General features: G+C 63.6%; 8 protein-coding genes. 5 read left to right on the top strand and 3 right to left on the bottom strand.

What is annotated here, in order from left to right; genetic code table 11:
• Nucleotides 1-203: 203 nt before the first annotated feature.
• Nucleotides 204-1,217, bottom strand: a complete 1,014-nt coding sequence (locus tag AB4Y44_RS33965) for a LysR family transcriptional regulator (protein WP_342922472.1) — start codon at nt 1,215-1,217, stop codon at nt 204-206.
• 167 nt (nt 1,218-1,384) lie between these two features.
• On the opposite strand from AB4Y44_RS33965, the gene AB4Y44_RS33960 reads away from it, so the two are divergent.
• The 3 genes from AB4Y44_RS33960 (at nt 1,385) to AB4Y44_RS33950 (ending at nt 5,678) form a co-directional block, all read left to right on the top strand.
• A complete protein-coding gene (locus tag AB4Y44_RS33960; protein ID WP_342922473.1) occupies nt 1,385-3,604 on the top strand; it encodes an FUSC family protein in 2,220 nt (739 codons plus the stop codon).
• A gap of 129 nt (nt 3,605-3,733) precedes the next feature.
• A complete protein-coding gene (locus AB4Y44_RS33955; RefSeq protein WP_254319584.1) occupies nt 3,734-3,955 on the top strand; it encodes a hypothetical protein in 222 nt (73 codons plus the stop codon).
• Between the two features lie 196 nt (nt 3,956-4,151).
• On the top strand, nt 4,152-5,678 hold the full coding sequence (locus AB4Y44_RS33950) for an acetyl-CoA hydrolase/transferase family protein (protein ID WP_368701961.1): 1,527 nt from the start codon (nt 4,152-4,154) through the stop codon (nt 5,676-5,678).
• Nucleotides 5,679-5,768: 90 nt separating this feature from the next.
• Here AB4Y44_RS33950 and AB4Y44_RS33945 read toward each other — a convergent pair whose 3' ends face one another.
• Together AB4Y44_RS33945 and AB4Y44_RS33940 are read right to left on the bottom strand one after the other, a co-directional pair.
• Complete coding sequence (locus AB4Y44_RS33945; protein WP_042265070.1) at nt 5,769-6,020, bottom strand: GlsB/YeaQ/YmgE family stress response membrane protein; 252 nt, start codon at nt 6,018-6,020, stop codon at nt 5,769-5,771.
• Between the two features lie 186 nt (nt 6,021-6,206).
• A complete protein-coding gene (locus AB4Y44_RS33940; RefSeq protein WP_342922475.1) occupies nt 6,207-6,914 on the bottom strand; it encodes an MgtC/SapB family protein in 708 nt (235 codons plus the stop codon).
• A gap of 226 nt (nt 6,915-7,140) precedes the next feature.
• On the opposite strand from AB4Y44_RS33940, the gene AB4Y44_RS33935 reads away from it, so the two are divergent.
• Nucleotides 7,141-8,184, top strand: a complete 1,044-nt coding sequence (locus tag AB4Y44_RS33935; RefSeq protein ID WP_342922476.1) for a LysR family transcriptional regulator — start codon at nt 7,141-7,143, stop codon at nt 8,182-8,184.
• Nucleotides 8,185-8,437: 253 nt separating this feature from the next.
• Nucleotides 8,438-11,647, top strand: a complete 3,210-nt coding sequence (locus AB4Y44_RS33930) for an efflux RND transporter permease subunit (RefSeq protein ID WP_368701960.1) — start codon at nt 8,438-8,440, stop codon at nt 11,645-11,647.
• Nucleotides 11,648-11,664: the final 17 nt, after the last annotated feature.

Raw genomic sequence — 11,664 nt, 5'->3', positions numbered from 1 at the left:
CAGCTCCACGCCGATGATAGTGCGGATTGCCCGTGTGAAAGTAGGTAATCGTCAGGCTCCTTATGCTGTAACGTCCAGAACCCCGGTGTCTCCGAAAGAGCACCGGGGTTCTGGCGTTTACGCTTCTCCCGATGCAGGAAACAAAAAAGCCGTCCAAAGGACGGCTTTTTGCATTAACCCGCTCGCGCAACGCAAGCGCAGGCTTATTGCGCCGCTTTCTGCACAGCTGCTGCAACCGCGGCGTCCTTCGCAAAAGCAACCTCTTCTGCGACGTCCGCAAGCTGCTCTTGAGTCAGTTCTTCAAGCAGCGCCAGGTCGCGCTCGATGACTTGCGGCAGATGCGCGCGCAGGAATTCCACCCACGTCTTGGTTTTCGCATCGACGAACTTGCGCGACGGATAGAGCGCGTACACGTTCGTCTTTTGTAGCTTGTGCTGCGGCAGCACGCGCACGAGCGTCCCGTTACGCAATCCTTCTATTGCCGCGTAGACCGGCAGCATCCCGATCCCCATTCCCTCGCGTATCGCCACCGCAAGTGATTCCGCAATATTCACCTGCACCGGTCCGTCCACTTGCATCTCGACTCCGCCTTCGGGCCCCTCGAGCGCCCACTCATGCGCCGGGAACGCCGGCGATTTCAGAATCAGACAGTCGTGATGCGACAGATCGGCGGGTGTGCGCGGCGCACCGTGCGTATGCACATACCCAGGCGACGCGCACAGAATGCTGTACGTCGAACCCAGTTGATGCGAAACGAGATCGGAATTCGGCAGCGATGACGCCGTGACGACCGAGACGTCGCTGCTGCCCTCGAAGAGATCCGGCATGCGTTGCGAGAGCGTCAGCTCGACGGTGACTTCGGGATGCAGTGCGCGATAGCGCGAGATCGCCGGCAGCACGTACTGCTGACCAATACTCGCGAAGCTGTGCATGCGCAGCGCCCCGACCGGGCGTTCGTGCGCACAGCTCGCTTCTTCTTCCGCGCTATCGACGTCCGCGAGAATCTGCGAGCAGCGCTTGAGATATCGCTCGCCGGCGGGCGTGAGCGCAAGCCGGCGTGTCGAGCGGTTGAGCAGACGGGTGCGCAAATGCGCTTCGAGTTCCGACACCGCGCGCGACATCGCGCCGGTGGTCGAGTCCAACGACTGAGCCGCGGCCGTGAAGCTGCCCGCTTCCACGACGCGCACGAACACCCGCATGTTTTGTAACGTATCCATCAGACCTTCTTGACCTTCTTGTTCGGTACAGAAACGATATTGTCCGCCTGTCGGGACGCGCCATTGTTGAGTGATCTGGAACGGAGGTTCCCCGCGCGTCCCATTAATGCGGCGCAATGACGCTCCTACAATCGGCCCCTGTCTTCGAAACAGCCCGAGCGTTTGTCATGAGCCGCCAGCCTGCGATACATCGAGCGTTCGACTCGCGTCGGCGCGCGGAGATCATATGGCGCGCCGCCAGACTGGCGTTGCGCGACTGGCAGGCCAGCGACGGCGCGATCTGGATCCATCTGCTGAAAACGGTCGCGGCCGGCTTGCTCGCCATGGGCATCTCCATGCTGCTGGACCTGCCGCAGCCGCGCATCGCGATGACGACGGTGTTCGTGCTGATGCAGCCGCTCTCGGGCATGGTGTTCGCCAAGAGCTTTTATCGCATCGTCGGCACGGCGGTGGGAATGGTCGCGGCCGTAGGGCTGGGCGCCGTGTTCGTCCAGCAGCCCGAGCTCTACATACTCGGGATGACGGGGTGGGTGGCCGCATGTACGGCCGCCGCCATGAGGAATCGCCATTTTCGCTGGTACGGTTTCGTGCTTGCCGGCTACACGGCAGCGCTGATCGGCATTCCGCTCGTGATGCAGCCCAACGGTCTCTTTCTCGCCGCACTTGGCCGAGGCGCCGAAGTGGCCGTTGGCATTCTTTGCTCGGGCATGGTCAGCGCGGTGATCGTGCCCCGGCAGTCGGGCTCGTTGCTCGATCGCACCCTGCGCTCACGTTATCTGAATTTTACTGCGTTCGCTGCGGCGGTGTTGGCTGGGCGGCTCGAAAGGGGCGCATTCGAAGGGCGATTTGCGAGTCTCGTCGACGATGTCGTTGGCTTCGAGGCCACGCGCGCTTTCTCATCTTTCGAAGATCCGACGATGCGCTTGCGCAGCGGCCTGCTTTCGCGCCTGAATTCCGAATTCATGGATGCCTGCGCGCGACTGCACGCGCTGCGTCAGTTGCTCAAAAGGCTGCATTGGAGCGACGCGGCGATCGCACCGCTCGCGCCGTATTTCAGCGAGCTAGCCGCGCTGCTTGCACAGCGGCCGAGCCGCAACGAAAGCGATCGCGCCTACGCACGGCGGCTTGCCGATGGGCTCGAATCCTTCCAGCGCACGCTGCCGCGTCATGTGCGCGAGACGCGGCGGCCGCTCGAACACGCGCTGCCCGATGCGCTGCCCGACTTCGACACCTCGGCCGAACTCATCTATCGCTTCACGACCGAGATCGTGCGCTACAGCCGCTCGTGGGCATCGCTCATGGAGGCGCGTCCTGCGCAGGAGCCGCGCGCCGCGCGCTACGTGCCCCGGACGAGCTGGTACGTGGTGGCATTCACCTTCGTGCGCACGGCCGTGGTGGTGGCGGCGCTGGGCTGGTTCTGGGTCGAGACCGACTGGCCGAGCGGCGGCCTCGCGATGATCGCGGCCGCGCTCACGTGCGCGCTCACGTCGTCGTCGCCGAACGCATCGCGCATGGCGGTGCAGATGGCGGTCGGCGCGGGCTTTGCCGCCGTGACGGGCTATCTCTTCACCTGCTACGTCTATCCCAATGTCGACGGCTTTCCGCTGCTCTGCGCGACACTCGTTCCGGTGCTCGCCGTCGGCGCTTTTCTCGCCACGCGCTCGCGCATAGCGGGCTATGGCGTGGGCTTCTCGGTGTTCTTCTGCCTGCTGGCTGGCCCGGACAACGTGATCGTCTACACGCCGGATCTGCTGGTCAACAACGGCATCGCCGTCGTTGCCGCGATGCTGGTCGCTTCGCTCGCGTTTGCGGTGGTGTTTCCGCCGCACATGAACTGGCTCGTCGAGCGCATATGCGTGTCGTTGCGCGGGCAGGTCGTGCTGGCTTGCCATGGGGAACTGGATGGCCTCGGGCAGCGCTTCCAGTCCGGTACGCACGATCTGATGCATCAGTTGAGGCTCTTGCTGAACGGGCGCCGCCAGGCGCACCGGCGTGCGCTGCGCTGGATGCTCGTGACGCTCGAAGTCGGGCACGCCGTGGTCGATTTGCGCAACGAGGCGCACGCGGCAGACTGGCTCGACTTTCATGACGCGCGCTGGCCAGCGGCGCTCGCGCGCGTCCAGGAGGACATCGCGCACCTATTCGAAAGCCCGGACGGGGTCGCACTCGACCACGCGCTCAGCGCCGTGCGCGCCGCGACCTGGATCGCCCAGGAGGCGCTCGCCACCGTGCATCACGAGCGGGAGCGGCGGCACGAGGCGCAACGGCTGCTGAGTCATCTGCACTTCATCCGCAGCGCGCTGCTTGACCGCGACGCGCCGCTCGGACCGCTCGCGCGCCGCGCACGCCGCACGCATGCGCCGCACAGATCGTTGAAAACACAATGAAAAAGCAGGCCCGCGCGATCTTGCTGCAGTCTGGAAATATGCCTTCCACCCCGCCTCCTTAATCAATACGACCCTGGGTCATATAGTCACATCACTGCTTCGCAGTACCCGTTAGCACTGGAGAGTAAAATGAAGTCCCTGAAGATCGCTGTTGTTGCCTGTTCGCTGTTTGCCGCCGCCGCTGCTTATGCACAGAACGAAGCACCGGCAGCGAGCGTCCCTCAGCAGGTTGCGCAGTCCGCTGCCCCGCAGGCAGCGCAAGCGCCCGCCCACCGCGAAATCGTAAAGCCGGCAAAGAAGGATGAATGCGTCGGCCCGGTCAGCTTCTGCAATATTTATTTCGGTAGCTGAGATCGAGAGCACGCCAGCCATGTGCAGGCGCACGCTGAAATCTTGTGCCGCGACGCCTTCAAAAGGGCGCCGCGGCTTTGCGCATTGTGGCTGCACGAAACCCTGCAACAGTGTTTTGTGAAACTCACAGTGCACGACCGCCGATGCAAGACCTGAAAATAGGCACCAGGCGATCAGAGAGTTTGTGGAGACTTTGATGTACGAAGACCGTATTCGTTGTGCCGCCTTGCGCGGGAAAATCACTTCGGCCGCCGAGGCGGCCCAACTCGTGCGCAACGGCATGCGCGTTGGCGCGAGCGGCTTTACGCGCGCGGGCGACACGAAGGCCGTGCCGCTCGAGCTGGCGCGCCGCGCGCGCGAAGAGAAAGAGCCGCTGCGCATTACGCTGATGACGGGCGCCTCGCTCGGCCACGACGTCGATCGCATGCTGACCGAAGCGGGTGTGCTCGAGCGCCGTCTGCCGTTCCAGGTGGACGCCACGTTGCGCAAGGCGATCAACCGCGGCGAAGTGATGTTCGTCGACCAGCATCTTTCGGAAACCGTCGAGATGCTGCGCGCGAACCTGCTCGGCAAACTCGATCTCGCGATCATTGAAGCCGCCGCGATCACGGAAACCGGTGCGATCGTGCCCACCACGTCGGTCGGCAATTCGGCGAGCTTTGCGATTCTCGCGGAGAAGGTGATCGTCGAGATCAATCTCGCACAGCCGCTTGCGCTCGAAGGCCTGCACGACGTGTGGATTCCCGGCCGCCGCCCGCATCGCGACCCGCTGCCGATCGTACGTCCGCAGGACCGCGTGGGTACGACCGCCATCGAGATTCCGCCGGAGAAGATCGCCGCCATCGTCATCACGAACCAGGCGGACAGCCCCTCGACCGTGCTGCCCGCCGATGAAGAAACCGCGCGCATTGCCGGCCACCTCATCGAATTCCTGCAGCACGAAGTGAAGCACGGCCGCATGAACGCGCAACTGCCGCCGCTGCAGGCCGGCATAGGCACGATCGCGAACGCGGTGCTTTCGGGCTTCGTGGATTCACCGTTCGAAGCGCTTACGATGTACTCCGAAGTATTGCAGGACTCGACTTTCGATCTTATCGATTCCGGCAAGATGGTATTCGCCTCGGGCGCCTCGATGACGCTCTCCGCGCAACGTCAGGCGCAGGTGCTCGCCGAACTCGACCGCTATCGCGACAAGCTCGTGCTGCGGCCGCAGGAAGTGAGCAACCATCCCGAAGTGATTCGCCGCCTCGGATTGATTGCGCTGAACACGGCGCTCGAATGCGACATCTACGGCAACGTGAATTCCACGCACGTGGGCGGCACGCACATGATGAACGGCATTGGCGGCTCGGGCGATTTCGCGCGCAATGCGTCGTGCGCGATCTTCGCGACCAAGGCGATTGCGAAGGACGGCCGCATTTCCAGCATCGTGCCGATGGTGCCACACGTCGATCACAACGAGCACGACGTGGACGTGATCGTCACCGAGCAGGGCCTGGCCGATCTGCGCGGACTCGCGCCGCGCGAACGTGCGAACCTCGTGATCGAACGTTGCGCGCATCCGCTCTATCGCGACCTGCTGCGCGACTACTATCGCGACGCACTCAAGATCGGCGGCCAGACGCCGCACGATCTCGCACGCGCGTATGAAATGCATCTGCGTTTCAATCAAACGGGTTCGATGCTGCCCGAGGCGACGGGCGGACTCGTGGCGAACGCATAAGGTCCAAAGCGCTCGCTATCTGGAAGCACACAAAACAAAACGGGAGCACCGGCAACGGTGCTCCCGTTTTTCATTGATAGCGCGAATTCGCTACGCTCGTCGCACGAGGCGGATGATGAAGAGCAGAATGACCGCGCCGACAATGGCGGTAATGATCGAGCTGATGATGCCAGCCCCGATATGAATGCCGAGCACGCCGGCAAGCCAACCGCCGATGAACGCGCCGACAATGCCGACGATGATATCGACGAACAATCCGAAGCCGCCGCCTTTGACCAGGACGCCAGCGAGCCAGCCTGCGATTGCGCCGATGATGAGCCAGGCAATGATGCCGTGTTGCATATGAGTAGACTCCCCTTGTTGGCGTGAACGAATCACGGTGAGTGGAGCTTAGTCCAAGGGCGAATACGCGTCCATGAAACGCGGCCAGAATTGACAGTTCTTGAAAACTGCCGCCGATAATTTTAAAAAGCGCAACGAATCAGAAATGTATTCGTAAGGAATGCCGGCCGATGCAATACGCGAGGCTCATTCGGGCGCGATTTCGGGTTCCGCGGCGGTCCAGCTTATGCTCGAGACGCCTTTCTCCATGCTCAGGCGGTTCGCCAGGAGCTCCAGCTTCGACTGGTACTTCGGATGCAGGCGCATCGTCGCCGTCACGCGCAGGCGCGGTGGATCGCCGGCCAGGTCCTCGCTCGTGAGGCTTTGGAACGAAAGCGGCGTGGAGTACAGAGAGTTCGAAAGCAACGTGCGGATATGGATTTCATCCTCTTCGCGGCAAACCACCGTAAGCACATAAGCGCGCACGAGATCCGCATTCGAAACGGGCGACGCGTTGATGATGCGGCTCACCTCGCGCAGCACGGTATTCGTGAGCAGCACGACGACGGTGCCGGCCACCGCCGGGGCGTAGTGTCCCGCTCCGCACAGGACGCCCACGGCCGCCGAACACCATAGCGTCGCTGCGGTATTGATGCCCTGAATCGAGCCCTTCTCGCGCATGATCACGCCGCCGCCCAGAAAGCCCACGCCGGAGACGACATAGGCCGCAATTTGCGTCACGCCGGTCGAGCCATTGCCGGTCAGCACGCCGAGCGTGACGAACAAGCATGCGCCGCTTGCCACGAGCGTGATCGTGCGCAGACCGGCCGTGCGTTGGCGAATCTGGCGTTCGAGGCCGATGGCGACGCCGCAGGCGAACGCCGCGAGAAGACGCAGGGCGAATTCGAGAGTCATCGTTTTGTCATCAAAGCGCAGGGCGGCCGCACGCCATGCGGCTCTCGCGCAAGGCGTGGCGGGTGTATCGAGCTGCCTCGGGGGCCCGTGGATCATACGCGGGACGGGGCTTTGCGCCAAGCTGTCTGCGCTGTCATGTTCGAGTCAGGATCTGGCCACGGCTGGTGGGCGAAACTACTCTCATTCGTATAGATGGGAAGGCAGGCCGAATGAACGGGAGTTTCTGATGGATACGCTGCGCAATATGCGGGTCTTCGTGCGAGTGGTGGAGTCCGGCAGCTTCACGCGCGCTGCGGCGAGCGAAACGATGACGACGGCGCAGGTCTCGCGCGCGGTCACCGATCTGGAGTCGCGGCTGCGCACGCGGCTGCTTAACCGGACTACGCGGCGCATGTCGCTGACCGAAGCCGGCGAGCGTTACTTTCAGAGTTGCAAGCGCATTCTTGCCGACATCGAGCAGGCCGAAGCCGAAGCCGCCGCTGCGCACGCGAACCCAGCGGGCAAACTGCGCGTGTATGGCGGCACGAGTTTCGGCCAGCACTACGTCATGCCGCTCATCGCGCGTTATCAGCAGCATTTGCCGGAGGTCTCGGTCGATCTCACCATCGCGCAGCAGATGCCCGACATCATCGAGGAGGGCTTCGACGTGGCGGTCGTGGTGGCCGCCGAACTCGAGGACTCCGCGCTGATCTCCCAGCATCTGGGCAGCACCGCTGCCATTCTCTGCGCCTCGCCTGCGTACTTGCGCACGCGCGGCGAGCCGCAATCGTTCGATGACCTCGAGGCGCATACCTGTCTGCACCTGACCGATGCGAGCCTGCCCGCGGGCCAGTGGGTTTCCGAGGGGCCGCTTGGCGAGACCTTCCGGCATACGGGCGTGACGCCGTTCCAGGTGAACAATCCCGAAGCGCTCGCGCTCGCCATCCGCGAAGGCATGGGCATCGGCCCGCTACCGGTGCCGGTGGCGCTGCCCGGTCTCGCCGACGGCACGCTGGTGCGCGTGCTGCCCACGCACACCCTGCAAAAGCTCAACATCTACGCTCTGTACGCTTCGCGTCGCTATCTGGACGCGAAGATCCGTACCTTCGTCGAGTTTCTGCGCGAGAAGGTGCCGCTCGTCCTTGCCGAGCAGGAGGCTGCGCTCGCCACCTGCGACGAGCCGCTTCGCGAAGTGGATGCACACGCGGGCCCGCGAGGCACGCGTGCGCGCAGCGGCCGCGGCCGCGGTCACAACACGCACGATCTGGAGCGCCTGCGTCTTGTGAACTGAAGCAGTTAAAGAAGTCTTCGCGAAGCGCGAGTCCGTTACGGCGCGTTTCGCGGCTGCGGATTTCCGGCGCTTCGCGACGCTACAGCGCCGATCTATCTGCGTTCCCGTGCGCTTTCGCGCGTCTCGCGCATTGCCTGTCAATTTCGCCATATTGGCGACAGCGACCTGCCACCGCCATTGCCTATGATGCGGCACCCGCTGGATGAATGCGTCCCGGTCTCAACCCCTCGCCTGAGTTGTCCGAAACACTGACATGTGGATTGTCAATCTCGCGCTGAAGCGACCGTACACGTTCATCGTGATGGCCATCCTGATCGTGCTGGCCACACCGTTCGTGCTCATGTCGATGGCCACCGACGTGCTGCCCAACATCAACATTCCGGTCATCAGCATCATCTGGTCGTACAACGGCTTTTCCGCGAAGGACATGGCCGATCGCATCACCTCGGTCAACGAGCGCAGCTTGACGACCACGGTGAGCAATATCGAGCACATCGAGTCGCAGTCGCTGCCCGGCATCGCGATCATCAAGCTGTTCCTGCAGCCTGGTGCGAGCCTGCAAACTGCGATCGCGCAGGCCGTTGCATCGGAGCAGGCGCAGGTGAAGCAGATGCCGCCGGGCGCGACGCCCCCGCTCGTCATCAGCTATTCGGCGTCGAGCATTCCCGTGATCCAGCTCGGCCTGTCCAGCAAGTCGATGAGCGAACAGGCGCTCGCCGACGTCGCGATGAACTTCCTGCGCCCGCAGCTCATTACGATTCCCGGGGCGCAGGTGCCTTACCCGTATGGCGGTAAAACACGCGTGATTTCCGTGGATCTCGACACGCGCGCGCTCATTTCGAAGGGCCTCACGCCCGCCGCTATCGTCAATGCGGTCAACGCGCAGAACCTCATTTTGCCGACGGGCACGGCCAAGCTCGGGCAAACCGAATATCGTGTGGACACCAATGCATCGCCCGATACGCTTGCCGGGCTAAACCGCATTCCCGTGCAGACGGTAAACGGTGCTACCACCTATCTGGGCGACGTGGCGCACGTGCGCGACGGCTTCACGCCGCAGACCAACGTCGTGCGCCAGGACGGCCAGCGTGGCGTGCTGATGTCGATCCTCAAGAGCGGCGACGCCTCGACGCTGCAGGTGGTGGGCGCCCTCAAGGACCTGCTGCCGAAGGCGCGCGACACGCTGCCCGCCGACCTCGCCGTCAAGCCGCTCTTCGACCAGTCCGTCTTCGTTTCCGCAGCTGTGCAGGGCGTGGTGCGCGAAGCGCTCATCGCGGCCGCGCTCACCGCGGCGATGATCCTGCTCTTTCTCGGCAACTGGCGCAGCACGCTCATCATCGCGGTGTCGATCCCGTTGTCGATTCTCTCGTCGATCATCGCCCTCTATGCGCTTGGCGAGACCATCAACATCATGACGCTCGGCGGCCTTGCGCTCGCGGTCGGCATCCTGGTGGACGACGCCACGGTCACGATCGAAAACATCGAACGGCACCTGCATCTGGGCGCGAAACTGCACGACGGCATTCTCGAAGGCGCGGGCGAAATCGCGGTGCCCGCACTCGTCTCGACGCTGTGCATCTGTATCGTGTTCGTGCCGATGTTCTTCCTCACCGGCGTGGCGCGCTTTCTGTTCGTGCCGCTCGCGGAAGCCGTGGTGTTCGCGATGATCGCGTCGTACATCCTCTCGCGCACGCTGGTGCCGACGCTCGCCATGCTGCTGTTCGAGGGCCACGATCCCACCGCGCACGCGCAGCGTGCTCAGGGCTCGCTGTTCGCGCGCATACATTGGCGCTTCAATCATGCGTTCGAGCGCGTGCGCGCGAATTACATCGCGCTGTTGAGCTTGCTGCTTTCGCGCCGCAAATTCTTTGGCGGCACCTTCCTCGCGTTTTGCCTGCTTTCGCTCGTCCTCGTGTTTTTCCTTGGCCGCGACTTCTTTCCTTCGGTCGATGCGGGCAATATTCGTTTGCATATGCGTGCGCCAACAGGCTTTCGCATCGAGGAAACCGCGCGGCTGGCCGACCAGGTGGAGCAAGTGGTTCGCGAAGTCGTGCCGCCCGATCAACTCGAAACGATCGTCGACAACCTCGGGCTGCCCTATAGCGGCATCAACCTCTCGTACAGCAACGCGGGGACGATGGGCACGCTCGACGGCGAAATCCAGATCGCGCTGAAGCCCGATCACGATCCCTCGCGCATCTATATCGACAAGCTGCGGACCTTGCTGCCGCAACGCTTTCCGGGCGTCGAGTTCTTCTTCCAGCCCGCGGACATCATCACGCAGATTCTGAACTTCGGTCAGCCTGCGGCGATCGACGTGCAGGTCGTGGGCGCGAACCTGAACCAGGACATGGCGCTTGCGAGCACGCTGCTCAAGCAGGTGCGGCAACTGCCGGGCGCTGTCGATGCCCATATCGAGCAGCGTAACGACGAGCCCGCGCTCACGCTTGCCATGGACCGCACGCGTATGCAGCAGTTGAACCTGAGTCCGCAAAACGTTGCGCAGGACGTGCTGATCGCGCTCTCGGGCAGCACGCAGACTTCGCCCGCGTTCTGGGTGAGCCCGCAAAACGGCGTGGAATATCCGCTCACGGTGCAAACGCCGCAGTATCGCGAGACCTCCATGAACGAGGTGATGGGCACGCCCGTTTCCGCGCGCGCGACGAATCCCAATGCGCCGCTGCAACTCGTGAGCAACCTCGTGCAGCTCGAGCCGCACGGGGGACCGGCCATCGTCACGCACTACAACATCCGTCCTGTGATCGACCTGCTCGTGAGCGTGGAGGGCAGCGACCTGGGCTCCGTGGGCGTGAACATCAACGACATCATCCGGCATGTGCAGGCGCACGCGCCGCGCGGCACGACCATCACCATGCGCGGGCAGATCGGCACGATGCGTTCGTCGTACGTGGGGCTGGGCGTCGGCATCGCGATGGCGGTGGTGCTCGTGTATCTGCTGATCGTCGTGAACTTCCAGTCGTGGGCCGATCCGCTCATCATCATCAGCGCGCTGCCCGCCGCGCTCGCGGGCATTGCGTGGATGCTCTTCATCACCGGCACGCACCTGAGCGTGCCCGCTCTCACCGGCGCGATCATGACCGTGGGCGTCGCGACCGCGAACAGTATTCTCGTGGTCTCGTTCGCGCGGCAGCGTCTCGCCGCCGGCGCGTCGCCGCTCTCCGCCGCGCTCGAAGCGGGCGCCACCCGCATACGGCCCGTGCTGATGACGGCGTTCGCCATGATGATCGGCATGGTGCCGATGGCGCTCGGCCTCGGCGAAGGCGCGGAGCAGAATGCGCCGCTCGGGCGCGCGGTGATCGGCGGCCTGCTGTTCGCTACGGTCTCCACGCTATTGTTCGTACCCCTGATGTTTGCGACCGTGCATACCCGGCTCGCCCACCGCGCCGCCGCAAAACGCGAGCGCGAAGCGCAGCGCAGGGGTACGCGAGGCGATACCCGTTAAGTCAAATTGGCCGAAGA

This window comes from Paraburkholderia sp. BR10937, assembly GCF_040965695.1.
Lineage (GTDB): Bacteria > Pseudomonadota > Gammaproteobacteria > Burkholderiales > Burkholderiaceae > Paraburkholderia.
This window is presented reverse-complemented; position numbering and strand designations above follow the sequence as displayed.